Raw genomic sequence first — 24,382 nt, forward strand, 5'->3', positions numbered from 1 at the left:
TGTGTGCCTGACTGCGTGAAGCGGGGACGGCGGCCACAGGGAGTGAAGGACAGAAAAATGGTTGATAAGGTACCGATGACACAGGGTGGTTTCGTCAAGCTGCAGGAAGAGCTGCGCTGGCGTCAGCAGGAGGAGCGCCCGCGAATCATCGAGGCGATCGCCGAAGCCCGTGCTCATGGCGACCTTTCCGAAAACGCCGAATATCACGCCGCCAAGGAAGCCCAGAGCCACAATGAAGGCCGCATCAGCGAACTGGAAGATCTGACGGCGCGCGCCGAGGTCATCGACCTCACCAAGATGTCGGGCGACAAGATCAAGTTCGGCGCCAAGGTGAAGCTCGTCGACGAGGACACCGAGGAAGAAAAGACCTATCAGATCGTCGGCGACCAGGAAGCCGACGTCAAGGCCGGCCGCATCTCCATCTCCTCCCCGATCGCGCGTGCGCTGATCGGCAAGGAAGTCGGCGATTCCATCGAGGTCAATGCGCCCGGCGGCTCCAAGGCCTACGAAATTCTCCAGGTTTCCTGGGGCTGATCGCCCGCCACAGACGAGACCCCTCCCTTGCCTGATATGCGTGACGTCGAGATCATCGCGCCCAATTTCAAGCGCCGGCTCTCCGGCGTCACGTCGACCATCGTCCAGCTCATCCCCTGCCAGATTCGGCTCGGTGTCAGGATTGCAACCCTCGGCCCCGGCCTGCCGGAGGGTCTGCCGAAGCTGCGATGGTCGCAGCTCCCTGGTCTCTGGCGCCCGCCGGCGCGCCGGCGCCGGCGTGTCTGGCACGCCCGCCGCAACAATGAGATGGCCGTCGGCATCCTGCTTCGCCATCTGCTGCGCATGCCGCTGAAACTCGTCTTCACATCGGCGGCGCAACGCCGCCACACCGCCTATACGAAATGGCTGATCCGCCGCATGGACGCTGTCATTGCGACCAGCGACCGCTCCGGCTCGTTCCTCGAGGTGCCGCACACGGTCATCCAGCACGGCGTCGATCTTAGCCTGTTCCATCCGCCGGAAACGGCGGAAGACGGTATTGCCGCCACCGGCCTGCCCGGCCGCTATCTCGTCGGCTGTTTCGGCCGCGTGCGCCACCAGAAGGGCACCGATCTTTTCGTCAAGGCGATGATCGAGCTCTTGCCGCAGCACCCGGAATGGACGGCTGTTGTTTCCGGCCGGGTGACGGCGGAGCACACGGCCTTCGCAGACAAGCTCAAGGCCGATGTCGCGGCCGCCGGCCTCGGCGACCGCATTCTCTTCCTCGGCGAAGTGCCCGATATCAAGGTCTGGTATCGCCGCCTGACACTCTACGTCGCCCCCTCCCGCAACGAGGGCTTCGGCCTGACGCCGCTCGAAGCCATGGCTTCGCGAACGGCGGTGGTGGCATCGGACGCCGGCGCCTATGCCGAACTCATCGCCGAAGGCGAGACCGGCTCGGTCGTCGCCGCCGGCAACGGCGAAGCGCTGACGCGGGCCATCGCCCCCTATATCGCCGATCCCGGTCTGGCGATCGCGCATGGCGAGAATGCACTGCGCCATGTCAGGGCGAATTTTGCGCTGGAGAAGGAAGCAAACGCGATCAGCGCCATTTACGATCGCCTTCTCGGCGACAACCGCTGAAGAGTAAAGCGAAACGGCCCGTTGGATAACGGGCCGCAACCCCTCCTTCGTCATGCTCGGGCTTGTCCCGAGCATCTGCCTTCGGTCGATAGGGCAGCAGATCCTCGGCACAAGGCCGAGGATGACGATGAATAGAGAACGAAATCATCAATAAGCAAACGGCCCGCTGTAGAACGGGCCGCTGCAAAGAATATCGACGATTTGGCTGGTTTTACTCAGCTGGCTGCAGTCCGCCAGCCGGAGTGCCCTCTTCTGCCTGGCCGCCCAGGGCTCTGGAAAGCTGCGCTGTATCCAGTTCGTTTTCCCAACGCGCCACGACGATCGTCGCAACGGCATTGCCGACGAGGTTGGTCAGCGCCCGGCATTCCGACATGAAGCGGTCGATGCCGAGGATGAGCGCCATGCCGGCGACCGGCACGGAGGGCACGACCGAGAGCGTCGCGGCAAGGGTGATGAAGCCTGCGCCGGTGATGCCGGCGGCACCCTTGGAGCTCAGCATCGCCACCAGCAGCAGCAGGATCTGGTCACCCCAGGAGAGATTGATACCGGTTGCCTGGGCGATGAACAGGGCTGCCAGCGTCATGTAGATGTTGGTGCCGTCGAGATTGAAGGAATAGCCTGTGGGGATGACGAGGCCGACAACCGAGCGCTTGCAGCCGGCCTTTTCCATCTTGTTCATCAGGCCCGGAAGTGCGGCCTCCGAAGACGAGGTGCCGAGAACCAGCAGCAGCTCTTCCTTGATGTAGCGCAGCAGCGCCAGGATCGAGAAGCCGTTATAGCGGGCGACGGCGCCGAGAACGACGAGAACGAAGAGCAGCGAGGTGATGTAGAAAGTGCCGATCAGCATGGCGAGGTTGGCGATCGAGCCGATGCCGTACTTGCCGATGGTGAAGGCCATGGCGCCGAAAGCGCCGATCGGGGCGGCCTTCATCAGGATGGCGACGAGCTTGAAGACCGGAGCCGTCAGGGCGTTGAGGAAATTGACAACCTGCTCGCCCTTCTCGCCGACCATGGCAAGCGCGACGCCGAAGAGCACCGAGAAGAACAGCACCTGCAGAATATCGCCATCGGCAAAAGCGCCGACGATCGTCGTCGGAATAATATTGGTGAGGAAGCCGACGATGCTCTGCTCATGCGCCTTCGTGGCAAAGGTGGCGACGGCGGCAGGATCCAGCGAAGCCGGATCGATGTTCATGCCGGCGCCGGGCTGGACGACATTGGCGACGACCATGCCGATGACGAGCGCCAGTGTCGAGAAGGTGAGGAAGTACAGCATCGCCTTGCCGGCGACGCGGCCGACCTTCTTCAGGTCGCTCATGCCGGCAATGCCGGTCGCGACCGTCAGGAAGATGACCGGGGCGATGATCATCTTGACGAGCTTGATGAAGGCATCGCCGAGCGGCTTCAGCTGGGTGCCGAGTTCGGGATAGAAATGGCCGAGCAGGATACCCGCGGCGATAGCGGCGAGAACCTGAACGTAAAGATGGGAATAAAAGGGCTTCTTGCCCTTGCTGTCTGCGACTGCATCGAATGGTGCTGCGATCATGATGTCCTCCTTAAGGCTCGTCCGGAACGAACTCCGGCCTCCCGAGCCGTTCGCTTCAATCCAACAGCTCAGCCGTTGTTGCCATCTACTTCGCAATCGCCGTGCCAGTTGGATGTCACCGATTTACGTGCTTGATTTAATGCAATAAAAATTTCCGCAGCCGCCGATCACTTGTCAATAAATGCGGAAATCCGCACAAATCCATTTGCAACTAGTGCAGAAAAATGCACAAATCCGCCATGTCCCTGTCGCTATCATCGCTGTGGCCTTCCCTGCCCCTGCGGCACCGCATCCGCCGGATGTGGCGGGCCTATGCGGTGGTCGCGCTTCTCGCCGTCGCCGCAAGCCTGTGGGCAGGCGGCGAGATCGGCCGGCGCCAGGCCGAGGCCGCCCTTGAAGAACAGGCCCGCACCGATGCCAGACTGAATGCGGCTCTGCTGCGCACGGTTCTCGAAAAATACCGGGCGCTGCCCTTCGTGCTGTCGCAGGATACGGCACTCGCCGCAGCCCTGGCGGGAAAGGACGCCCGCACCTTCGAGCACCTCAGTCAGAAGCTGGAAACGCTGGCTGCGGGCACGAAGGCTGCGGTCATCTATGTCATCGATAAGGACGGCATGGCGGTTGCGGCCAGCAACTGGCGCGAACCGACGAGCTTCGTCGGCAACGACTATCGTTTCCGGGAATATTTTCAGGGCGCGGTCGCTGCAGGACAGGCCGAGCACTTCGCGCTCGGCACCGTCAGCAAGAAACCGGGCCTCTATATCTCCGAGCGGATATCAGGCACCGACGGGCTCCTGGGCGTCGTCGTGGTCAAGGTGGAGTTCGACGATGTCGAGGCCGACTGGAATGCCAAGGACGCACCGTCCTACGTCATAGACGATCGCGGCATCGTCCTGATCACCAGCATTCCCTCCTGGCGGTTCATGACGATCGGCAGGATCGCCGAGGACCGGCTGACGGCGATCCGCGAGAGCCTGCAATTCGGCGATGCGCCGCTTCAGCCGCTGCCGCTCGATACCGTCCGAAGCCTTGGCGAAAACCTCGATGTCGTCGAAATCGTCATGCCGGGCGGCGCCGGAAAAACCAGCTTTCTCGATGTCGGAATGCCGGTGCCCGCCACCGCCTGGCATTTGCAGCATCTCGTGGCGCTGGGGCCGTCCGTCGATGCGGGCATTCGCGAAGCCCGCATGCTGGCGTTGCTCATGCTCTTGCCGCTGCTGGCGGGCGCGGCCTTCCTGCTGCGCCGCCGCCAGGCGGTCACCCTCAGGATTTTCAGGGAACAGCAGGCGCGGGAGGAGTTGGAACGGCGCGTCGCCGAGCGGACGCTCGATCTCAGCCAGGCGCGCGACCGGCTGCAGGCCGAGATCATCGGCCACAGGAGCACGGAGCAGAAGCTGCAGGCGGTGCAGCAGGATCTGGTGCAGGCCAACCGGCTGGCGATCCTCGGACAGGTGGCAGCCGGCGTCGCCCATGAGATCAATCAGCCGGTGGCGACCATCCGCGCCTATGCCGACAATGCCCGCACCTTCCTCGACCGCGGACAGACGGCCCCTGCCGGTGAAAATCTCGAAAGCATCGCTGAGCTGACGGAGCGCATCGGCTCGATCACCGACGAGCTGAAGACTTTCGCCCGCAAAGGCCGCGGCAGCGCCGAACCAACCGGTTTGAAGGATGTGATCGAGGGCGCGGTGATGCTGCTGCGCAGCCGCTTTGCCGGCCGCATGGACACACTCGACATCGACCTGCCGCCGCCCGATCTACAAGTCATGGGCAATAGGATCCGCCTCGAACAGGTGCTGATCAACCTGCTTCAGAACGCGCTCGAAGCCGTGGCGCCGAAGGCCGACGAGGCGCGCGTCGAGGTCAGGACGTCGAGCGACGCGGAAATGGTGACGCTGACGGTCGCCGACAACGGCCCCGGCATTTCGCCGGAGATCCGCAAGGGCCTGTTCACGCCGTTCAACACCTCGAAGGAAAGCGGCCTCGGCCTCGGGCTGGTCATCTCCAAGGATATTGTCGGCGATTACGGCGGCCGCATGGAAGTGGACAGCGACGGCAGCGGCACCCGCTTCGTCGTCCATTTGAGGAAGGCTTGAGATCATGGCCACACCGATGCCCGTTGCGCTGATCGACGACGACAGGGATTTGCGCCGCGCCACCGCCCAGACGCTCGAACTCGCCGGATTTTCTGTTTTGGCCTATGACGGCGCGAAGGCCGCTCTGGCCGACCTGCCCGCCGACTTTGCCGGCCCCGTCGTCACCGATATCCGCATGCCGGAGATCGACGGGCTGCAGCTCTTCGCCACGCTCAAGGGCATGGATGCCGACTTGCCGGTGATCCTGATGACCGGCCATGGCGATATTCCGATGGCGGTTCAAGCCATCCAGGACGGCGCCTATGATTTCATCGCCAAACCCTTTGCGGCCGACCGGCTCGTCCAGAGCGTGCGCCGCGCCGGCGAGAAGCGGCGGCTTGTCCTGGAAAACCGCATGCTGCGCAAGGCTGCCGAGGATGCGCAGGAGAATTCACCGCTGATCGGTCAGACGCCGGTCATGGAGAATTTGCGGAAGATTCTGCGCCACATCGCCGATACCGATGTCGACGTGCTCGTTGCCGGCGAAACCGGCAGCGGCAAGGAAGTCGTCGCCCAGATCCTGCACCAGTGGAGCCACCGCCGGAAAGGCAATTTCGTGGCGCTGAACTGCGGGGCGCTACCCGAAACCGTCATCGAAAGCGAGCTGTTCGGTCACGAGGCCGGCGCCTTTACCGGCGCCCAGAAACGCCGCACCGGCCGCATCGAACATGCCAGCGGCGGCACGCTTTTCCTCGACGAGATCGAGAGCATGCCGGTCGCCACCCAGGTCAAGATGCTGCGGGTGCTTGAGATGCGCGAAATCACCCCGCTCGGTACCAATGAGGTGCGCCCGGTCGATCTGCGCGTCGTCGCGGCGGCCAAGATCGATCTCGGCGATCCCGAGCTGCGCGGCGATTTTCGCGAGGATCTCTATTACCGGCTGAATGTGGTGACGATCTCCATTCCGCCGCTGCGGGAGCGCCGCGACGATATTCCGCTGCTGTTTTCCCACTTCGCCGCGCGCGCCGCCGAGCGCTTCCGCCGCGAGGTGCCGGAGATTTCGCCCGAGGTGCGCCGCCACTTTGCCTCGCATGCATGGCCGGGCAATGTCCGCGAGCTCTCGCATTATGCCGAACGCGTGGTGCTGGGTGTCGAAGGCGGCGGAGCGGCGTCCGTCCCTGCCCAGCCGACCGGCGGCACCCTGCCCGAACGGCTGGAACGCTACGAGGCGGAGATCATCCGCGAGGCGCTCACGGCCAATGACGGCGACGTGCGCAGCACCATCGAGGCGCTCGGCATTCCGAGGAAGACGTTTTACGACAAGCTTCAGCGCCACGGCATCAACCGCGGCGGCTATTCCGCGCGCAAATAAACTGTTTCAGACTTCGACCAGCCCAAGCTTCTTCACCTGCCGGATCGTCAGCATGGTGCGCACGGTGTCGACATGTTCGTTCGCCGTCAGCACTTCGATGACGAAATCCTGGAAATGGGTGAGATTTTCCGCCACGCAATGCAGCAGGAAATCGCTGTCGCCGGAGACCATCCAGGCCTGGCGCACCAGCGGCCATTCGGCTGTGGCGGCTGCAAAGGCTTTGAGATTGCCTTCCGACTGATGCTTGAGGCCGACCATGCAGAAAGCGACGAGATCGAAGCCGAGCCGCGGGCTGTTCAGCATCGCATGGTAGCCTTCGATGATGCCGGCTTCCTCGAGCTTGCGCACCCGGCGCAGGCAGGGCGGCGCCGAAATGCCGACACGATCGGCAAGCTCCACATTGGTCATGCGGCCATCGGCCTGCAATTCCCGGAGGATCTTTATATCGATGACGTCGAGTTCGGCGCGACCCACATCATTGCCTTTCTTTAATTCTCCGCGGGGAGCTTCTATATAAAGCGGCGGAATACGCAAGAATGTTTCACGCCGATGACGGATTCTTGCACAACAGGACGATTTGCCTTGTTGGTAACGCAAGGCTGCCCTTGAATAAAAGCATTGGACGTTCATAAATGGCGCGAGGACCGCGAAACGGCCGCAATCGCCACTTAGCCGCCGCCCTCCTGCCAGTCGAAAGGAAATGACATGCCCGCCCGCCATACGAAGGTGCTCATCATCGGTTCCGGACCCGCAGGCTATACAGCCGCGGTCTATGCCGCGCGCGCCATGCTGAAGCCGGTTTTGATCGCCGGCCTCGAACAGGGTGGCCAGCTGATGATCACCACCGATGTCGAGAATTATCCGGGCTTTGCCGATCCGATCCAGGGTCCCTGGCTGATGGAGCAGATGCTGCAGCAGGCAAAACATGTCGGCGCCGAGATCGTCAACGACCTCGTCACCGAAGTCGACATGAACCAGCGCCCCTTCGTCGCCCGCACCGACAGCGGCCAGGTCTGGACGGCTGACACGCTGATCATCGCCACCGGCGCCAAGGCCAAATGGCTCGGCATCGAGAGCGAGCAGCATTTCCAGGGCTTCGGCGTCTCGGCCTGCGCTACCTGCGACGGCTTCTTCTATCGCAACAAGGATGTGATCGTGGTCGGCGGCGGCAACAGCGCCGTCGAGGAGGCGCTCTATCTCTCCAACATCGCCAAGTCGGTGACATTGGTCCACCGCCGCGACTTCTTCCGCGCCGAAAAGATCCTGCAGGAACGCCTGTTCTCCAAGGAGAATGTCAAGGTACTGTGGAACACCGAGGTGGCCGAAATCACCGGCACGCCGGCCAAGCCCCCGATGCCGCAATCCGTCACCGGCGCGCGGCTGCGCGACACCAGGACCGGCGCGATCACCGAGATGCCGATCGACGGCGTCTTCGTCGCCATCGGCCATGCGCCGGCAACCGAGCTCTTCAAGGACAAGCTGAAGCTGAAGGACAACGGCTATCTCTGGACCGCGCCGGATTCGACCGCGACCAGCCTCGAAGGGGTCTATGCCGCCGGCGACGTGACCGACGATACGTTCCGCCAGGCGATCACCGCTGCCGGCCTGGGCTGCATGGCGGCGCTTGAAGCCGAACGCTATCTGACGAGCCACGTGCCCGTCGCCGTGGCAGCGGAGTAAGATCGGCATGAGGGGTGGGGGAATGCCATTGGATTGGGACAAGCTGCGTATTTTTCACGCAGCTGCCGAGGCGGGCTCGTTCACGCATGCGGCAGATAAACTGCATCTGTCTCAATCCGCCATCAGCCGCCAGGTCAGCGCGCTGGAGCAGGATGTCGGCACCAAGCTGTTTCACCGCCATGCGCGCGGCCTGATCCTGACGGAACAGGGCGAGCTGCTCTACCGCACCGCCCATGACGTGCTGCTGAAGCTCGAAACTGTGAAGATGCAGCTCACGGAGACGAACGAGACGCCGTCCGGCAAGCTGCGCGTGACGACGACGGTCGGTCTCGGCCAGGGCTGGCTCACCGACAAGATCCAGGAATTCCTGCAGCTTTATCCCGATGTGCAGATCCAGCTGATCCTCGACAACGAGGAAGTGGATGTGAACATGCGCCATGCCGACTGCGCCATCCGCCTGCGCCAGCCGCAGCAGTCCGACCTCATCCAGCGCAAGCTCTTCACCGTGCACATGCACGTCTATGCCGCCCCCTCCTACATCAACCGCCACGGCGAGCCGCAGAAGATCGAGGATCTCGACAATCACCGCATCATCACCTTCGGCGAGCCGGCGCCGAGCTACCTGCTCGACGTCAACTGGCTTGAAGTTGCCGGCCGCTCGTCGGATAACAAACGCATCCCGCACCTGCAGATCAACAGCCAAACCTCGATCAAGCGCGCCGCCCTGCTCGGCATTGGCGTCGCCTGCCTGCCCGATTATATCGTCGGCCGCGATCCCGGCCTGATCCAGCTGGCGATCAATGCCGACGTCCCCTCCTTCGACACCTATTTCTGCTATCCCGATGAGATCAAGAACGCCGCCAAGCTGAAGGCTTTCCGTGACTTCATCGTCAGCAAGGCTAGAAACTGGAATTTCTAGAGCATGATGCCGAAAAGTGTGAGCGGTTTTCGGTCGACATCATCCTCTCTTGATTTAGATCCGGACGATTTTAGGCCGGATTGGCCTTAAATCATCCGGATCTAGGCCAGATTTATGGAATGATTTCCATACTATGCGGACAGCGCATAACTGGCATGCACAAATAAGGGTTGCCGTTTGCCCATTAAACCACCATATCGCACATAGCTGATGCACATGGTGGCTTTTCCTCCCAGTTCCACCGCATTAGCTGTTCCCCTCTGGAGGTTTTTGACCTTCACACTTATAAGGGCCCTGGTTTTCCAGTGGCCCTCTTTTTTTGCCTTACCGCTTCGAGAAATGCCGCACCGCAAAAAAATTGTGCGGCGCATAGCAGACATGCACAAAAAAGCATTGAAACCTGCCTAGGGAAGCACCATATCTCTCTCAGCTGATGCATCTTGTGGTTTCTCTCCCAGTACCACCGCATTAGCTGTTCCCCTCTGGAGGTTTTTGACCTTCACAATTAAAAGGGCCCTGGTTTTCCGGTGGCCCTCTTTTTTTGCCCAAATTTTGCTCACCCGACAAAATTCGCCGCCTCACGCCTCCGTGATTTGCATATCGACGTCCGACGATCGATATATCGAACAAACGCGATTTATAGTTCGGTGCACGACGATGGACAAAGACGAGATTATCAAGGCGCTCGCCCATCCCACCCGGATGGACATTCTGACCTGGCTGAAAAATCCCGAGCAGCATTTCCCCTCGCAGGAGCACCCCTTCGAAATGGGCGTCTGCGCCAGCCAGTTCGAGCGCTGCGGCCTGTCGCAATCGACGGTCTCGGCCCATTTGGGAACGCTGCATCGCGCCGGTCTCGTCACCACCAAACGCGTCGGACAGTGGATCTTCTACAAGCGCAACGAAGAAACGATCGCCGCCTTCCTGAAGCAGCTGACGCAGGATCTTTAGTAGAATGCCCCTCGGCTTCGATCTCAAACGCGTTCCGCGCGCCGCAGCCTTGATGGCCCTGATCGGCCTCGGCGCAACCGCGCTCACCTATCTCTCCGCCCGGGGCCGGGCCGCCCTCGCCCCTGCCGAGTGATCCTCCCGCAAAAGAAAGGACCATCATGGCCAAGCTTTTCGAACCCACCAAGGTCGGCGACATCACAGTCAAGAACCGCATCGTCATGGCGCCGCTCACCCGCAACCGCTCGCCGGGCGCCATCCCCAACGACCTCAATGTCGAATATTACCGCCAGCGCGCCACGGCTGGCCTGATCATCACCGAAGCGACCGCGATCACCCATCAGGGCCAAGGCTATGCCAACGTACCGGGCCTTTATAGCAAAGAGGCTCTCGACGGCTGGAAACGCGTGACCGATGCCGTTCATGCAGCCGGTGGCAAGATCGTCGTTCAGATGTGGCATGTCGGCCGCATCTCGCACACGACGCTGCAGCCGAACGGCAACAAGCCGGTCTCCTCGACCGACCGCATCGCCAAGGCCAAGACCTATCTGGTCAATGGCGACGGCAGCGGCAGTTTTGCCGACACCTCCGAACCGCGCGCGCTCGAAACCGCCGAAATCCCCGGCATCGTCGAAGATTACCGCAAGGCCGCCCGTGCGGCGATCGACGCCGGTTTCGATGGCGTCGAGATTCACGGCGCCAACGGCTACCTGCTCGACCAGTTCATCCGCGACGGCGTCAACGATCGCACCGACCAATATGGCGGCTCGATCGAAAACCGCACGCGGCTGACCTTCGAGGTCGCCGATGCCGTGGTGAGCGAAATCGGCGCAGGCCGCACCGCGATCCGCATCTCGCCGGTAACGCCGTCGGGTGAAAGCTACGATTCCAATCCGCAGGCGACCTTCACCCATGTCGTCGAGGGCCTGGCAAAATACGATCTCGCCTACCTCCATGTGATCGAAGGCCAGACCGGCGGCGATCGCGACTACCGCCAGGGCGACAATCCTTCCTTCGATTATAAGGCGTTGCGCCAGGCTTATGAAGCGGCCGGCGGCAAGGCCGACTGGATGGTCAATAATGGCTATGACCGGGCGCTGGCGATCGATGCCGTCGAAAGCGGCCGCGTCGACCTCGTCGCTTTCGGCAAACCTTTCATCGCCAATCCCGATCTCGTCGAACGGCTGGCGAAGAACCTGCCGCTCAACACGCCAGACCAGTCGACCTTCTATGGCGGCACCGCCAAGGGCTATGTCGATTACCCCGCCCTCGAAAAGGTCGCCTGAGCCCTTCCACGCCAACGCGAATCCCGCCGAAAGGCGGGATTTCCATTTTCGACCCGTCTCTGTAGGGTGCCATCATGTTCGCTCCCCATCTTGATCGCTGGTCGCTGATATCAGACGGCGAGCCCATCATCACCCATTCGAGCCGCCTGCTGCCGGTCCTCTGGCAGGGCAGGCCCGCGATGCTGAAAGTCGCCACCGATATCGACGAACGCTACGGCGCGCTGCTGATGCGGTGGTGGGACGGCGACGGCGCGGCCCATGTCTATGCCCATGAAGACGACGCCCTGCTCCTGGAACGGGCGACGGGAAAACGCTCGCTGCTTGCCATGGCGATGAACGGCGAGGACGACGAGGCGAGCCGCATCCTCTGCCGGACAGCGGCACGGCTGCATGCGCCGCGCGAAAAACCGCTTCCCGACCCCGTGCCCCTCACCCGCTGGTTCCGCGATCTGGAACCGGCAGCCAGAAAACATGGCGGCGCGCTGGCCGATTGCTCGGCGATTGCCGACGCCCTGCTCGCCAACCAGCGCGACCTCACCGTCCTTCATGGCGATATTCATCACGAGAACATTCTCGATTTCGAGGCGCGCGGCTGGCTGGCGATCGATCCGAAGCGGCTCCATGGCGAGCGCGGCTTCGATTTCGCCAATATCTTCGCCAATGAGGAACTGCCTGTCATCACAGATCCCGCCCGTTTCCGCCGCCAGCTCGCCGTCGTTTCGGTGGAGGCGCGGCTGGAGCCGAAGCGGCTGCTGCAATGGATCGTCGCCTATTCCGGCCTTTCCGCCGCCTGGTTTCTCGGCGATAGCAATATTAGGCAGGCAGAGACGGCCCTGACTGTCGCCCGGATCGCGCTGGCCGAGCTGACCGCCTAACCCGCATTCTCGGGCGAAGGCACGATCAAGGCGGCCGCCGTTTCAAGATGCGGTTCCGGCAGGCAGCCGAGTGCTGTGAGCGAAGCTCTGACGGCCTCGTCGATCGGCGTTTGCGGCTCCTTGCCGAGTTCGGCCGTCAACCTGGTGTTTCGCATCCTGAGCGGCACCTTCCAGAGATAACGCATCTCCTTGATCTCCCGCATGATCGGAACGAACGGCGCAGCGAGCGGTACGATCCACCAGGGAAAACGGCCGATTTTCGCCGCGCCGCCGGCGACACGCTTGATTGCTTCGGCCATCTGCATGCCATCGCCATCCCAGAATCCCTCCAGATGGTAGACGGCAAAGGGCGGCAGCCGATCGGCCCGCTCGATGAGCTGGGCCATGGTTTCCGCCATATCGGGCAGATAGGCCCACTGATGGCCGACGCCGCGCCGCCCCGGATTCCGGATCGTGCCGACGGGCTTGCCCGGGGTGACGAATCCCGATGAAAACCAGCTGTTTCCAGTCGTGCCCGGACCAAAGAAATCCCCGGCCCTGACGATGATCGCGCCGGCGCCGGCTTGCGACGCCGCTTCCAGCCGCTTCTCCATCTCGACGCGGATCGCTCCCTTCTTCGTCAGCGGCTGCTGCGGGCTTTCCTCCGTCGGCGCCGGCAGGGCATCGGGACCGAAATTATAGACGTTTCCAGGCAGCACGATGCGCGCGCCCACAGTGCGGGCAGCGGCGATGGTATTGTCGAGCATCGGCAGCACCAGTGTTTCCCAGTCGCGGTAACCGGGTGGATTGACGGCGTGGACGATCAGACTGACACCTTCAGCCGCTCTCAACACGTCACCGGCATTCATCGCATCGCCCTGCACCCATGCGAAAGCCGGCTCGCGCCTCGACACCTTGACGGCGTCACGGTTGAGCGCCCGGATGCGCCAGCCGCGCGCAAGCAGCTTGCGGGCGACCGCGCCGCCGATACCGCCGGTGGCGCCGAGAACGAGCGCCGTCGTCTTCATTTCGCTGCTCATGACAATCATCTCCTTCGATTGGGTGGAAGGACTATGCCACCAGTCCGCAATAAACAAAATTGACGAAATAAATGCTGCCGCTATACAAAAATATATGAACATCGAACCGAGCTGGGATTTCTACCGCAGTTTCTTGACCGTGCTTCAGCAGGGCTCGCTTTCGGCCGCCGCCCGAGAATTGGGGCTGACGCAGCCGACCATAGGCCGCCATGTCGACGCGCTGGAGACGGCAATCGGCGCTGAACTCTTCACCCGATCCCCGAACGGGCTGCTGCCAACCGATGCCGCATTGGCACTGAAGCCCTATGCCGAGACGCTGGCGGCAACCACCGCGGCCCTTTTGCGCACCGCATCCGGTGAGCGGCAGCGTGTTGCCGGAACCGTCAGGGTCAGCGCCAGCGAGGTCATCGCCGTCGAAGTCCTGCCTGGGATTCTCGGACCGCTGCAGGAGGCCTATCCAGAGCTCCAGATCGAGCTCTCGGCTTCCGATGCGATTGAGGATCTGGTGAACCGCGAGGCCGATATCGCCGTGCGCATGGCCGAGCCGCAGCAAGCTGCGCTCGTCGTGCGCCGCATCGGCGATATCCCGCTCGGTTTCCACGCCCATCGCCGCTATCTCGAGCGACACGGCGTTCCGCAAACCCTGGCTGAACTCGCAAACCACCGGCTCATCGGCTTCGACCGGCAGACGGCCTATATTCGCATGGTAACAAAACGCTATGACGTGCCGGGCATCGACTTCTCCTACCGGACCGACAGCAATCTTGCCCAGCTTTCGGCGATCCGCGCCGGCGTCGGCATCGGTCTCTGCCAGATCGGGCTCGCGCGGGACAATCCCGATCTAGTTCACCTCCTGCCCGATGCGTTCAGCATCCCGCTCGGCACGTGGGTGGCGATGCATGAGAGCCTGAAGACCTCGCCGCGCTGCCGCGCCACCTTCGATGCCCTGGTCAAGGGGCTTCAGGACTATCACCGATATTCGATCGGCACATAAAGCAGGTCGCGCAAAAGTGTACCATGGTTTTCCCAGGCAAAGCGCGAAGGGGTTTTGCCAGGCAAAGCGCGAAGCGCTTTTGCGGCAACGACATGCGTCAAAACAAAGAGCCAAAGCGCAAGGAGCGAATCTGAAAGATCGCGACGCGCTTTCGTCTCGAAATCCGGCATCGATTTTCGGAGAGAATCATGCGCAAATTTCAACGCAAGAGAGCATCCCGTCGCTATTGGATGCGCGGCCCTGTAGCGGAAAGAGATGATGAGCCACGATCCGGTTGAACTTGTGCCCTACGATCCGCAATGGCCGCAGGCGTTCCGGCGCATCCGCGACAGGTTGCTCGCTTTGCTGCCGCAGGCGCTCTCCATCGATCACATCGGCAGCACGTCCATATCAGGCATGGCCGCCAAGCCGCTGATCGATATCGACATCGTTCTTCCCGGCCTCGGGCATATCGAGGAGGCTACCGCTGTGCTTCTGGCGGAAGGCTACGAACCACGCGGCAATCGTTATGACGACGAGGTCTGGGCGTTTCTATCGAGAGGTTCGGTGCCGCGGCAGCGAGTCTACCTTTGTCCTGCCGGCAATGGCACGCATCGAAACAGGCTGGCGTTCCGGGATTATCTCATCTCGCACCCGGAGGCAGCGGCCGAATATGCCGCGCTGAAACGCAGGCTGGCAGGCGAATTCAGGATGGATGGCGACGGCTATACCGCGCACAAGCGCGAATTCGTCGACGCGATCGTCGCGCGGGCATTGGCGGACGATCGTTGACTTCATATGCCTTGCGAGGCCCCGGCCCCGCGGTCCTTCCACTGACCATCCACCACCTCAGTTTCGGGCCGGTCGCCACCTTCGGCATATTCCTCATGCCACTTGCCATTCTCGTCCTGCCAGCTGATCTCGGCGGAATCGCCGCCGACCTGCTGTTCGTCCGCGACGATGCGCGCAGCTTCGAGCGCCTCGGCATGAGTCGGGAATGCCTCGGAATAGACGCCTCCGAGCCTGTAGGCCCAACCGCCATCGTGCGGCACGACTTCGTAGACCACCTTGATCATGCATCCGTCTCCTCATCTTTGTTGCGCATTCGCACGCTTCCGGACAGGATCCGGATCATCGCGGCCGCTTGACGAGAATTCGAGGACGCCGCGATCTGCTTTCCGGCCCCGATGACGTTCAGTATTCCATTAAACGCCAAAGACTGCAAATGGCCCTGGATAGCAGCCTGCTTGATATGCGAAATCAGTGACTTAGATAAAACGTATGAATCAGGACAGGAGCTGAGACGTGAGGATTGCGTCACGCTTGAAAGAAGAGAAGTTTCTGGTCGCCGCACTTGCCGTTGCAGCCGTCGCCTATCTCTTGGAACACGCCGTGATCGAGATGGGACGTGGCGTCGCGCTGATCGCCGCCGCCGCCCTGGTCGGCACCATCGTTCTCGCCTCGATCCGCGTTGCCCATCATGCCGAACTGCTCGCCATCAAGGTCGGCGATCCCTATGGCACGATGATCCTGACCCTGTCGGCCGTCGCCGTCGAGGTCATCATCCTCGCCATCATGATGAGCGGAGAGACTTCGCCGACACTGGTGCGCGACACGATCTATTCTGCCCTGATGCTCGATATCAACGGCATTCTGGGTCTCGCCGCCCTGCTCGGCGGCCTCAAGCACGGCGAACAGCCCTACAACGACAATTCGGGCAAGACCTACGGTGTGATGATCCTGACCGCCATAGGCATCTCGATGATTGTTCCGGAATTCGTGCCCGGTGACAGATGGCACTATTATTCCGCCTTCACCATCGTCGCGATGATTGCGCTCTACGGCCTCTTCCTGCGCATGCAGGTCGGCCAGCACAGCTATTTCTTCAGCTACAGCTACCCGCGCTCCGAACGGAAAAAAGAAAGCCCGGGCGAGCATGGTTCCGACGAGCCGGCCGCAATCTCGATCGCCACCATTCTCGTCGGCGTCGTCATCATCGGCCTGCTGGCCGAGTTCATGGCCGCTTTCATGAGCGAAGGCCTGCGCGACAGCGGCGCGCCGATCGCCGTGACCGCCGTCGTCGTCGCGGCGATTTCAGCCGCCCCTGAGATCCTGACCGCCTTGAGGGCAGCGCTCAGAAACCGCATGCAGGCCACCGTCAACATCGCCATGGGCGCCTCGCTGTCGACGGTGATCCTGACGGTGCCCGTCATGGAGGCGATCGCGCTCTATACCGGCCAGCCCTTCATCATGGCGATGACCCCGGTGCAGACGGTGATGGTGACGATCACGCTGATTGCCGCGGCGATCAACCTCAACGACGGTGAGACCAACGCCATCGAGGGCATGACGCACTTCATTCTCTTTGCCACCTTCGTCATGCTGACGGCGCTGGGGCTTTAAAAGCGGCGCGCCGTCACTCCTTCGACTTCTCGAGGAAACGCTCCTTACGGGTTTTCGGCTTGAAACGCCGGAAGAAACCCTCGATGGCGCGGATGGATTTGGTGACGGACATCAGCCTGTCGATCTGACTGTTCGCATTGTGAAGCCGCTCGGAAAGGACTTCGGCCGCCGTCATCGCGATCTCGATCGGCGGCACCTGCGGAAAGCGTTTGGCGAGCGCCGCATAGGGGCTGGCATCGACGCCGCCCATCATCGAGATCGTACCCATCCTGGCAAAGAGCCGCAGGAAAATCTGCTCGAACGTCCAATCGTGCACGTCGAAGACCTTCCACTTCTCGCTTCTCTTAGCCGAAAAGCCGGCAAGCAGGATCTTGCCCGGCAGGTGCAAGTCGGCGAGCCAGAGCGCCATCGCAAAGCCGCTCGTCGCGATCTTGCCTGTCGGATAGAGATCTCCGATCATTTGCGTCAGGTCGAGGTGGCGGGCGCCGGCGCCGTTGAAGCGGCTCTCCTCGCTGAAGTTCTCCTCGGGGGAAACGCGGATGTTGACGACGCCCAGAAAATCACCGCCGGCAAAAAAGCGCAGGACATCCGCCACTTCGCGCCGGTGGACGATGTTGGCGCCCATCACGCCGCTGCGGGCAACCAGCACCCCATGACCGGCGAAGGGTTCGTCGAGCACCTTGTAGACATTGTTGAAGAAGACGTAGAGCGCCGTCTCCGGCAGCTCGCTTCGCAGCCGCTCGAAATCGACCGCCTCGCTGTTTGCCACCAGCACGATGTGGGAATAGCGCGACAGCAGCGCCGTCCACGCCTCCGGCGTCAGGAAATTGAAGCCGCTATCGGCGGCGGCTAGCCTCTGCATATCACTGGGGATCGATTCCATATCGGCTCACATGCACTTTCCAAGGACGCACCTTGCTAGCTGTTGCTGAAATAGGCGCGCATCCGGGCAAGCCGCGCCAGCCCGCCGATCTGCTTTCCCACATGCGAGAAGAATCCGCCGATCCGGCCCGCGGCCGACGGCTGCCTGCAGAAGGACGCCCAGGGCGTATTGCGGAGATCCTCGACATACTGCCTGGCCATCCGCCGATGCACCCAGGGAACGGTCGCCTGCCACGGTTTCTTGCGGCCGGTGAAATGAAAAATGGCCGGCCGGGCGACGAAAGGCAGGAGCCCGGTCTGCGTGTTCCAGCGCGGATCGAGCACCAGCCAGTCGCCGTCGAACGTGACGTTCAGCGCGTCCTGGTCGTTGTTTTCGAACAGATGCGACCGCTCCTCGAAGATTTCCCGGGTTCTGGCGAAAAGTCCCTTCGCCTGGCAGGCCGACCAGTCGAACAGCAATACGCCGGCATTGAAATAGCGTCCGCCCTCGCGCATGCCGATCTTACGCTGCCGTGCTCCGGCTTTCTCTGGGAAGGCCATGACATAATCGTCGACCGCGGCAAGCGCCTTGCCTCGGAGATCTCTGGTGAAGAGTTCGTCGACGGGCGCCACCGCAAGCACGTCGGCATCGAGGTAAAGCAGGCGTTCGACAGTTTCAGGGATTTGCAGATCCATATAGAGCCGCGCCAGCGTCGCGCCCGACCAGCGGCCCCGGGCCTGCTTTGCAGTATCCGGGGTATTGTAGGGCAGCACAGTGATCGCCATGTCGTGCAGCTTCGCGAAATTGCCGACCTCGGCGATCTCGTTCGGCTTAAGGTCGATACCGAGAAGCAGGAACTCCACGCCAGGACCGCCGAGATTGCGCTTGACCGAAAGCAGCGTGCAGCAGGCGGCTGGCAGCATGTTGACATCCGAACAGACGATCACCGCACTCTGCTGCAAAATCCCGGCCCCCCGAAGCGGCAACTTAAATTTGATGCCGGATATCTAGTGGGTTTGGCGGCCGCCCGCAACCGCAGATCACCGGATGAACCGTCGCTCCTCGTCACGTTTTGAATCTGAATTCAACGACTTGCGAAGAAAAATGGATTCAACGCCCTAAGGCCTTGAATCGGGATGTGAGCCTAAAGTCACAGCGCCAGCGGATGACCAACGAGCAGCCGATCAACCGTCGCAAGCTGCAGGCCCTCGACCTTGCATTGCGCCAGCAGCAGTCGGTCGAAAGGATCGCGCATCTCCGGCGCCGGGTCGGCGGCGGTGATGACGTGCGGGATGTCGATCCGCAGCAGTATCAGCCCTATTTCCTCGAGAGACCCGGCAATGTCTTCAAGCGGCATGCCAGGATCCAGCTTTCCCAGACGAGCCTTGATCGCCGTTTCCCAAAGGCTTGCTACACTGACGAAGCCTACAGTTTTGCTATCGCCAAGCAGTGAGACGATCTCAGGAAATCGTCGGCCAGCGTCTTTCCGGAGGATGGCAAGAACGATGTGGGTATCAAGAAGAAGCCTCATCGCTACGGCAAAGGCTGCAGGAGAAAATCCTCGGGCAGCGGATCATCAAAATCATCGGCGATGAACGGTACAGGATTGGTGATGCCCCGCGCACAAAGATAAGCCTGACCGGCTTCGAGGTCCAAGCCGCCGCGCTTCTGATGCGGCACGAGATCGAACACCGGCCGGCCGTTGCGCGTCACGACAATAGTCTCGCCTTCCTCGACCTCGCGGGCAAGCTCGGTCAGGCGGTTCTTCGCATCGCGGATCGAAACGGTCTTCATGCCACAAATGTAGCTACATGCAGCCACATCATCAACGTCGCCGCAAGAACAAGGCCCGCCGTCGCCGGCAGGCCTTCGATCGATACTAGCGCAGTCCGCTTACTTGCAGGCGGCGCAGAAGCGCTGGATGCGGCGGCAGGCTTCTTCGAGAAGGTCTTCCGAGGTTGCGTAGGAAATGCGGAAGTTCGGGCCGAGGCCGAAGGCCGAGCCATGAACGACAGCAACCCCTTCCGATTCCAGCAGTTCGGAAACGAAATCCTCGTCCGTCTCGATAACCTTGCCCGAGGGGGCGGTTTTGCCAATCAAGCCCTTGCAGGAGGGATAGACGTAGAAGGCGCCTTCCGGCACCGGGCAGACGATACCCTTGGCCTGGTTCAGCATGGAAACGACGAGATCGCGGCGGCCTTCGAAGATCTTCTTGTTCTCGGGGATGAAATCCTGCGTGCCGTTCAGCGCTTCGACGGCCGCCCACTGGGCGATCGAGGTCGCGCCCGAGGTCTGCTGACCCTGGATCATGTCCATCGCCTTGATGAGCTGGATCGGGCCTGCCGCATAGCCGATACGCCAGCCGGTCATCGCATAGGCCTTGGAGACGCCGTTCATCGTCAGCGTGCGGTCGTAGAGCTTCGGCTCGACTTCGACGGGCGTGACGAACTTGAAGTCACCGTAGGTCAGGTGTTCGTACATGTCGTCGGTCAGCACCCAGACATGCGGGTGCTTCATCAGCACATCCGTCAGCGCCTTCAGCTCATCATGCGTATAGGCAGCACCCGTCGGGTTGGACGGCGAGTTGAAGATAAACCACTTGGTCTTCGGCGTGATCGCCTTTTCGAGATCGGCGGCCTGGAGCTTGAAATTATGCTCCTGGCTGGCCGAAACGAAAACCGGCGTGCCGCCGCACAGCGCCACCATCTCAGGATAGGACACCCAATAGGGTGCCGGGACGACGACTTCGTCGCCGGGGTTCAGCGTCGCCATGAAGGCGTTGAACAGGATCTGCTTGCCGCCGGTGCCGACGATCGTCTGCTCCCAGGAATATTCCAGGCCGTTCTCGCGCTTGAACTTGGCGGCGATCGCCTTGCGCAATTCGGGAATGCCGGAGACGGGCGTGTACTTCGTCTCGCCGCGGTTGATCGCGTCAATGGCGGCCGTCTTGATATTCTCGGGCGTATCGAAATCCGGTTCACCTGCACCGAGGCCGATGACGTCACGTCCTTTTGCTTTCAGCTCGCGCGCTTTCTGGGAAACGGCGATGGTGGCTGAAGGCTTCACACGGGAAAGAGCATCGGCAAGGAAGGCCATGATATCGGTCCTATTGGTTGAAACGGGCAGAAAGCCGCGACCGGAGTTCTGCGGTTAGCTCTATGTCCAATGTATGACGGCATTTCAAGCGCAAAGGCGTGATGGGGGCAATGATTCTTATTGATCCTTTTGCCGCACCGGCCGCCCAGCTTGCCGGCGCTTCGGACAGAAGTTGAAGTGCTCGGCGCAACTCTTGCAGCCAGATCTGAGATCATCGGGATTCTCCGTTTCCTCGAAGTCATTTGCGGGCATGTCAAAGAGATTAGGATTATCGCTAACGACTGCGGCGGACGGTCGGTGACGTCTCGACAGCATCCGGCACTTTCGCGGGTGCGACGATCGCGTTTTTTCCTCACCTATGTCTTTTGAAATCAGACAGATCGTCGGATTTCGTCATGGCCACGAATAAGCCGCAACAAATGCCACGCCGCGCCGCAATTCGGTCGCGAGCGCGCCGAGATCGAAGCCGCATCATTCTCACATCCGAAATTGGTTATTGAGGGTATGCCAATGTTTCTGGAAGATGAGTATGCCATAGGCCGCATACGCGCGCGCCGAATTTCCATTTCATTTCTTGTCGCCGCCACCGCCTTTGTCGCCTGTGTCACGGCGATGCTGGGGCTTGCCTCCGCTGCCCGCGCCGAGACGCAGCAGATATCCGGCCAACGCGTGGCCTTCGTCCGGCCGAACGACGTCAACAGCGGCTCGCTGCTCTTCCCGTCGACGGAGCCGGGCTTTTATGTCGAGGCGCCGCGGCTGAAGACCGATGTCGCCATCGATGTCTCCGGCCCGGTCGCCAGGGTGAAGGTGACGCAGCGTTTCCAGAACCCGAGCAAGGGCTGGGTCGAGGGCACCTACGTCTTTCCGCTGCCGGACAATTCCGCCGTCGATGCGCTGAAGATGCAAATCGGCGAACGCTTCATCGAGGGCCAGATCAAGCCGCGCCAGGAAGCCCGCGAGATCTACGAGCAGGCCAAGGCCGAGGGGAAGAAGACGGCGCTGCTCGAACAGCAGCGGCCGAACATCTTCACCAACCAGGTTGCCAATATCGGCCCCGGCGAAGAGATCGTCGTTCAGATCGAATATCAGGAGACGGTCCACCAGTCGGGCGGCGAGTTCTCGTTGCGCTTCCCGATGGTGGTCGCGCCGCGCTACAATCCGGCACCGATCGTTCAGACCGTCGAGTTCAACAACGGCGCCGGTTTCGCGACGCCGCGCGATCCGGTGGAAAATCGTGAGAAGATCGAGGCCCCGGTACTCGATCCGCGCGAGAATGCCAGGATCAATCCGGTATCGCTGACCGTCAACCTCAAGGCCGGCTTCCCGCTCGGCGACGTCAAATCGTCCTTTCACGAGGTCGATATCCGCCAGGACAGCGACCAGGCGAGAACGATCAGCCTGAAGGGGGACGCCGTTCCCGCCGACAAGGATTTCGAGCTTACATGGAAGGCTGCTCCCGGCAAGTTGCCGAGTGCCGGCCTCTTCCGCGAGGTGAAGGATGGCAAGGCCTATCTGCTCGCCTTCGTCACCCCGCCCACGGCGCCGGATGCGGCAACGCCGCCGGCAAAACGCGAAGTGGTCTTCGTCATCGACAATTCCGGTTCCATGTCCGGCCCGTCGATCGAGCAGGCAAGGCAGAGCCTGGCGCTCGCCATCTCCAGGCTGAACCCTGACGACCGCTTCAACGTCATCCGTTTCGACGACACGATGACCGACTATTTCAAGGGCCTCGTCGCCGCCACCCCGGATAATCGCGAAAAGGCGATCGCCTATGTCAGGGGCCTGACTGCCGACGGCGGCACGGAAATGCTGCCCGCTCTTGAGGATGCGCTGCGCAATCAGGGACCGGTCGCAGCCGCCGCACTGCGGCAGGTCGTATTCCTGACCGATGGCGCGATCGGCAACGAACAGCAGCTCTTCCAGGAAATTACCGCAAACCGCGGCGATGCCCGTGTCTTCACCGTCGGCATCGGCTCGGCGCCGAACACCTATTTCATGACCAAGGCCGCCGAAATCGGCCGTGGGACCTTCACTCAGATCGGTTCGGCCGATCAGGTGGCAAGCCGCATGGGCGAGCTTTTCGCCAAGCTGCAGAACCCCGCCATGACCGATATATCAGCGCATTTCGAAGGCATCGCAGCCGAGGACATCACGCCGAACCCGATGCCGGACCTTTATAGCGGCGAACCTGTCATTCTCACAGCGGAGCTGCCTGGGAATAAGCCCGCCGGCAAGCTCGAGATCATCGGCAAGACAGGCGACCAGCCCTGGCGCGTCGAAATGGATATCGCCAATGCCGCCGACGGCAGCGGGATCTCCAAGCTCTGGGCGCGGCGCAAGATCGACGATTTCGAAGCCCGCGCCTATGAGCGTCAGGATCCGGCTGCGCTCGACAAGGATATCGAGACGGTGGCACTCGCCCACCATCTCGTCTCCCGCCTCACCAGCCTGGTCGCCGTCGATGTCACCCCGTCTCGGCCGGCCGGCGAGCCGCTCGGCTCGGCGAAACTGCCGCTCAACCTGCCTGAGGGTTGGGACTTCGACAAGGTCTTCGGCGAAAACGCTGTTCCTCCCGGTAGCGGAGAACGTCATGGCGCGGCTACGCCTGCAGGAAATGCCGGACCGCAGCAGACCGCGGCCGGAACAGCGGATCTCGCCGGATCGCCTGAGATCGCGAACATGATGGCCGCAGCCCCGACCGCCAAGGCCGCGACGATGATCGCGCAGAAGGGTTCGACCGTGAAACTACCGCAGACGGCGACGCGCGCCGACGGGCAGATCATCCGCGGGTTTACCATGCTGCTCCTGGCACTGACGGCGGCAAGCGGGCTCGCCGTCTGGCGCCGGCGCATCAAGCGTATGATAGCAGTCGGAGCCAAGCCAAATGGCCTCTAGGCTCGTAGCAAGCCGGGACGAGGAAGCGGCCGAATTCGAGCCGCTTCCGACCTATCTGGAGCTCGCCATGGCCGCTGCCACGGCCCACGACCGGCCGAAGGCGCGCCAGAGGAAGGGTTTCTTCCTCTGGCGCCTTTCCTCGATCGAAAAAGCGATCGCCGTCGCCATTGCCGGCCTTGCGCTCTACGGCTTGGTGCTGATCGGCGACGGCTTCCTGCTGAAGGCGAAGGCGGAGCTCTCTCAGATCCTGCTGAAACGCGCCTTCGCCGCTGAACTCAAGGGCCAGGAGACAAAACCCTGGCCTTGGGCGGATTTCACCACCGAGGCCAAAGTGCGTGCGCCGCGCCTGGGCAAAGAGGCGATCGTGCTGTCCGGCGCTTCCGGCGAAGCGCTTGCCTTTGGTCCTGCCTGGCTCGCCAACACGCCGCAGCCAGGCGATGAAGGCACCGCTGTTATCGCCGCCCATCGCGACACCCACTTTCGCTGGCTGCAATACATAAAGCCGGGCGACACCATCGAAGTCACCCGCCGCGACGGCAAGGTGCTGACCTTCAAGGCCGGCGAAGGCCGCATCGCTCCCTGGGATGCCAGCGGCATCGATCCCGCCTCCGATGGTCGTCACCTGGTGCTGACCACCTGCTGGCCCTTCGACGCGACCGAACGCGGGCCGCTGCGCTACATCCTCGAAGCCGAACTGGTCGATGGACAAGCGACAGGTTCCGTTCAACCGGCAAACACAAAGCCGTTATTGCAGGCCGAATGAGGGTTGAACCCCTCCCCTGTCCGCTCCAGGTTTGACGCTGGAGAGACGACGGG

24 protein-coding genes and 1 pseudogene are annotated in these 24,382 nt (G+C 61.9%); 15 read left to right on the forward strand and 10 right to left on the reverse strand.

Annotated features, from left to right (window positions below):
* Positions 1-57 precede the first annotated feature (57 nt).
* Entirely contained in the window at positions 58-534 is a 477-nt protein-coding gene (greA, locus tag BBJ66_RS14550) for a transcription elongation factor GreA (protein ID WP_049736238.1), read from the forward strand.
* 27 nt (positions 535-561) lie between these two features.
* Entirely contained in the window at positions 562-1,617 is a 1,056-nt protein-coding gene (locus BBJ66_RS14555) for a glycosyltransferase family 4 protein (protein WP_083335566.1), read from the forward strand.
* Between the two features lie 211 nt (positions 1,618-1,828).
* Here BBJ66_RS14555 and BBJ66_RS14560 read toward each other — a convergent pair whose 3' ends face one another.
* A complete protein-coding gene (locus BBJ66_RS14560) occupies positions 1,829-3,163 on the reverse strand; it encodes a dicarboxylate/amino acid:cation symporter (protein ID WP_049736236.1) in 1,335 nt (444 codons plus the stop codon).
* Between the two features lie 224 nt (positions 3,164-3,387).
* On the opposite strand from BBJ66_RS14560, the gene BBJ66_RS14565 reads away from it, so the two are divergent.
* Positions 3,388-5,259, forward strand: coding sequence for a sensor histidine kinase (locus BBJ66_RS14565; protein ID WP_071087854.1), 1,872 nt, complete (start codon positions 3,388-3,390; stop codon positions 5,257-5,259).
* A 4-nt stretch (positions 5,260-5,263) separates the two neighbouring features.
* Entirely contained in the window at positions 5,264-6,610 is a 1,347-nt protein-coding gene (locus tag BBJ66_RS14570) for a sigma-54-dependent transcriptional regulator (RefSeq protein ID WP_071087856.1), read from the forward strand.
* Between the two features lie 6 nt (positions 6,611-6,616).
* Here BBJ66_RS14570 and BBJ66_RS14575 read toward each other — a convergent pair whose 3' ends face one another.
* Positions 6,617-7,084 (reverse strand): Lrp/AsnC family transcriptional regulator, encoded by a 468-nt coding sequence (locus BBJ66_RS14575; RefSeq protein ID WP_049736233.1) that lies wholly within the window; start codon positions 7,082-7,084, stop codon positions 6,617-6,619.
* A 231-nt stretch (positions 7,085-7,315) separates the two neighbouring features.
* On the opposite strand from BBJ66_RS14575, the gene trxB reads away from it, so the two are divergent.
* The 6 genes and pseudogenes from trxB (at position 7,316) to BBJ66_RS14600 (ending at position 12,318) form a co-directional block, all read left to right on the forward strand.
* Positions 7,316-8,290 carry a thioredoxin-disulfide reductase gene (trxB, locus tag BBJ66_RS14580; RefSeq protein WP_049736232.1) on the forward strand — a complete coding sequence of 325 codons (975 nt, stop codon included), beginning with the start codon at positions 7,316-7,318 and terminating at the stop codon, positions 8,288-8,290.
* Positions 8,291-8,312: 22 nt separating this feature from the next.
* Positions 8,313-9,209, forward strand: coding sequence for a LysR family transcriptional regulator VtlR (locus BBJ66_RS14585; RefSeq protein ID WP_003593139.1), 897 nt, complete (start codon positions 8,313-8,315; stop codon positions 9,207-9,209).
* A gap of 657 nt (positions 9,210-9,866) precedes the next feature.
* Positions 9,867-10,160, forward strand: coding sequence for an ArsR/SmtB family transcription factor (locus tag BBJ66_RS14590; RefSeq protein WP_049736231.1), 294 nt, complete (start codon positions 9,867-9,869; stop codon positions 10,158-10,160).
* 13 nt (positions 10,161-10,173) lie between these two features.
* Positions 10,174-10,293 (forward strand): annotated as a pseudogene (locus BBJ66_RS34165) (MFS transporter); the annotation flags it as partial.
* A 25-nt stretch (positions 10,294-10,318) separates the two neighbouring features.
* Positions 10,319-11,443: an alkene reductase gene (locus BBJ66_RS14595; protein ID WP_071087858.1), complete on the forward strand. Its 1,125-nt coding sequence runs from the start codon at positions 10,319-10,321 to the stop codon at positions 11,441-11,443.
* A 74-nt stretch (positions 11,444-11,517) separates the two neighbouring features.
* On the forward strand, positions 11,518-12,318 hold the full coding sequence (locus BBJ66_RS14600) for an aminoglycoside phosphotransferase family protein (protein ID WP_071087860.1): 801 nt from the start codon (positions 11,518-11,520) through the stop codon (positions 12,316-12,318).
* Here the strand turns inward: BBJ66_RS14600 and BBJ66_RS14605 are convergent.
* Positions 12,315-13,337, reverse strand: coding sequence for an NAD-dependent epimerase/dehydratase family protein (locus BBJ66_RS14605; protein WP_071087862.1), 1,023 nt, complete (start codon positions 13,335-13,337; stop codon positions 12,315-12,317). The two genes, BBJ66_RS14600 and BBJ66_RS14605, sit on opposite strands and share 4 nt — an antisense overlap.
* Before the next feature lie 94 nt (positions 13,338-13,431).
* Here BBJ66_RS14605 and BBJ66_RS14610 point away from each other — a divergent pair, with 94 nt between their 5' ends.
* Positions 13,432-14,331, forward strand: a complete 900-nt coding sequence (locus BBJ66_RS14610) for a LysR family transcriptional regulator (RefSeq protein ID WP_071087864.1) — start codon at positions 13,432-13,434, stop codon at positions 14,329-14,331.
* Here the strand turns inward: BBJ66_RS14610 and BBJ66_RS14615 are convergent.
* Positions 14,307-14,501 carry a hypothetical protein gene (locus BBJ66_RS14615; RefSeq protein WP_071087866.1) on the reverse strand — a complete coding sequence of 65 codons (195 nt, stop codon included), beginning with the start codon at positions 14,499-14,501 and terminating at the stop codon, positions 14,307-14,309. The two genes, BBJ66_RS14610 and BBJ66_RS14615, sit on opposite strands and share 25 nt — an antisense overlap.
* 85 nt (positions 14,502-14,586) lie before the next feature.
* On the opposite strand from BBJ66_RS14615, the gene BBJ66_RS14620 reads away from it, so the two are divergent.
* Positions 14,587-15,102: a GrpB family protein gene (locus BBJ66_RS14620; RefSeq protein ID WP_071087868.1), complete on the forward strand. Its 516-nt coding sequence runs from the start codon at positions 14,587-14,589 to the stop codon at positions 15,100-15,102.
* Between the two features lie 2 nt (positions 15,103-15,104).
* Here BBJ66_RS14620 and BBJ66_RS14625 read toward each other — a convergent pair whose 3' ends face one another.
* Positions 15,105-15,386: a DUF2188 domain-containing protein gene (locus BBJ66_RS14625; protein WP_049736224.1), complete on the reverse strand. Its 282-nt coding sequence runs from the start codon at positions 15,384-15,386 to the stop codon at positions 15,105-15,107.
* Positions 15,387-15,615: 229 nt separating this feature from the next.
* On the opposite strand from BBJ66_RS14625, the gene BBJ66_RS14630 reads away from it, so the two are divergent.
* A complete protein-coding gene (locus BBJ66_RS14630; RefSeq protein WP_071087870.1) occupies positions 15,616-16,713 on the forward strand; it encodes a calcium:proton antiporter in 1,098 nt (365 codons plus the stop codon).
* A 13-nt stretch (positions 16,714-16,726) separates the two neighbouring features.
* Here the strand turns inward: BBJ66_RS14630 and BBJ66_RS14635 are convergent, their stop codons facing one another.
* The 5 genes from BBJ66_RS14635 to BBJ66_RS14655 all read right to left on the reverse strand — a co-directional run bounded on the left by BBJ66_RS14635 (position 16,727) and on the right by BBJ66_RS14655 (position 20,671).
* Positions 16,727-17,596 carry a hypothetical protein gene (locus BBJ66_RS14635; protein WP_049736222.1) on the reverse strand — a complete coding sequence of 290 codons (870 nt, stop codon included), beginning with the start codon at positions 17,594-17,596 and terminating at the stop codon, positions 16,727-16,729.
* 35 nt (positions 17,597-17,631) lie between these two features.
* Entirely contained in the window at positions 17,632-18,537 is a 906-nt protein-coding gene (locus BBJ66_RS14640; protein WP_071087872.1) for a glycosyltransferase family 8 protein, read from the reverse strand.
* Between the two features lie 188 nt (positions 18,538-18,725).
* Positions 18,726-19,106, reverse strand: coding sequence for a type II toxin-antitoxin system VapC family toxin (locus BBJ66_RS14645; protein WP_071087874.1), 381 nt, complete (start codon positions 19,104-19,106; stop codon positions 18,726-18,728).
* Between the two features lie 2 nt (positions 19,107-19,108).
* Complete coding sequence (locus BBJ66_RS14650; RefSeq protein WP_049736219.1) at positions 19,109-19,369, reverse strand: type II toxin-antitoxin system Phd/YefM family antitoxin; 261 nt, start codon at positions 19,367-19,369, stop codon at positions 19,109-19,111.
* Positions 19,370-19,468: 99 nt separating this feature from the next.
* Positions 19,469-20,671: a pyridoxal phosphate-dependent aminotransferase gene (locus BBJ66_RS14655; protein ID WP_049736218.1), complete on the reverse strand. Its 1,203-nt coding sequence runs from the start codon at positions 20,669-20,671 to the stop codon at positions 19,469-19,471.
* Between the two features lie 510 nt (positions 20,672-21,181).
* Between BBJ66_RS14655 and BBJ66_RS14660 the strand changes: the two genes are divergently transcribed.
* Both BBJ66_RS14660 and BBJ66_RS14665 read left to right on the forward strand, forming a co-directional pair.
* The gene (locus tag BBJ66_RS14660; protein ID WP_071087876.1) at positions 21,182-23,566 is read left to right on the forward strand and encodes a marine proteobacterial sortase target protein; all 2,385 of its coding nucleotides are present in this window, start codon (positions 21,182-21,184) and stop codon (positions 23,564-23,566) included.
* Positions 23,556-24,329, forward strand: coding sequence for a class GN sortase (locus BBJ66_RS14665; RefSeq protein WP_071087878.1), 774 nt, complete (start codon positions 23,556-23,558; stop codon positions 24,327-24,329). Before BBJ66_RS14660 ends, BBJ66_RS14665 begins: the two co-directional genes overlap by 11 nt.
* The last annotated feature ends 53 nt before the right edge of the window (positions 24,330-24,382 follow it).

The sequence above is a fragment of the Rhizobium sp. RSm-3 genome (assembly GCF_001854685.1).
In the GTDB taxonomy this organism is placed as follows: Bacteria; Pseudomonadota; Alphaproteobacteria; order Rhizobiales; family Rhizobiaceae; genus Rhizobium; species Rhizobium ecuadorense.

Excerpts from the sequence above, each read along its gene's own strand:
- greA (WP_049736238.1), top strand. The coding sequence starts at position 58 with ATGGTTGATAAGGTACCGATGACACAGGGTGGTTTCGTCAAGCTGCAG.
- BBJ66_RS14560 (WP_049736236.1), bottom strand. The coding sequence starts at position 3,163 with ATGATCGCAGCACCATTCGATGCAGTCGCAGACAGCAAGGGCAAGAAG.
- BBJ66_RS14565 (WP_071087854.1), top strand. The coding sequence starts at position 3,388 with ATGCACAAATCCGCCATGTCCCTGTCGCTATCATCGCTGTGGCCTTCC.
- BBJ66_RS14570 (WP_071087856.1), top strand. The coding sequence starts at position 5,264 with ATGGCCACACCGATGCCCGTTGCGCTGATCGACGACGACAGGGATTTG.
- trxB (WP_049736232.1), top strand. The coding sequence starts at position 7,316 with ATGCCCGCCCGCCATACGAAGGTGCTCATCATCGGTTCCGGACCCGCA.
- BBJ66_RS14585 (WP_003593139.1), top strand. The coding sequence starts at position 8,313 with ATGCCATTGGATTGGGACAAGCTGCGTATTTTTCACGCAGCTGCCGAG.
- BBJ66_RS14590 (WP_049736231.1), top strand. The coding sequence starts at position 9,867 with ATGGACAAAGACGAGATTATCAAGGCGCTCGCCCATCCCACCCGGATG.
- BBJ66_RS14595 (WP_071087858.1), top strand. The coding sequence starts at position 10,319 with ATGGCCAAGCTTTTCGAACCCACCAAGGTCGGCGACATCACAGTCAAG.
- BBJ66_RS14600 (WP_071087860.1), top strand. The coding sequence starts at position 11,518 with ATGTTCGCTCCCCATCTTGATCGCTGGTCGCTGATATCAGACGGCGAG.
- BBJ66_RS14605 (WP_071087862.1), bottom strand. The coding sequence starts at position 13,337 with ATGAGCAGCGAAATGAAGACGACGGCGCTCGTTCTCGGCGCCACCGGC.
- BBJ66_RS14610 (WP_071087864.1), top strand. The coding sequence starts at position 13,432 with ATGAACATCGAACCGAGCTGGGATTTCTACCGCAGTTTCTTGACCGTG.
- BBJ66_RS14615 (WP_071087866.1), bottom strand. The coding sequence starts at position 14,501 with ATGCCGGATTTCGAGACGAAAGCGCGTCGCGATCTTTCAGATTCGCTC.
- BBJ66_RS14620 (WP_071087868.1), top strand. The coding sequence starts at position 14,587 with ATGATGAGCCACGATCCGGTTGAACTTGTGCCCTACGATCCGCAATGG.
- BBJ66_RS14625 (WP_049736224.1), bottom strand. The coding sequence starts at position 15,386 with ATGATCAAGGTGGTCTACGAAGTCGTGCCGCACGATGGCGGTTGGGCC.
- BBJ66_RS14635 (WP_049736222.1), bottom strand. The coding sequence starts at position 17,596 with ATGGAATCGATCCCCAGTGATATGCAGAGGCTAGCCGCCGCCGATAGC.
- BBJ66_RS14645 (WP_071087874.1), bottom strand. The coding sequence starts at position 19,106 with ATGAGGCTTCTTCTTGATACCCACATCGTTCTTGCCATCCTCCGGAAA.
- BBJ66_RS14650 (WP_049736219.1), bottom strand. The coding sequence starts at position 19,369 with ATGAAGACCGTTTCGATCCGCGATGCGAAGAACCGCCTGACCGAGCTT.
- BBJ66_RS14655 (WP_049736218.1), bottom strand. The coding sequence starts at position 20,671 with ATGGCCTTCCTTGCCGATGCTCTTTCCCGTGTGAAGCCTTCAGCCACC.
- BBJ66_RS14660 (WP_071087876.1), top strand. The coding sequence starts at position 21,182 with ATGTTTCTGGAAGATGAGTATGCCATAGGCCGCATACGCGCGCGCCGA.
- BBJ66_RS14665 (WP_071087878.1), top strand. The coding sequence starts at position 23,556 with ATGGCCTCTAGGCTCGTAGCAAGCCGGGACGAGGAAGCGGCCGAATTC.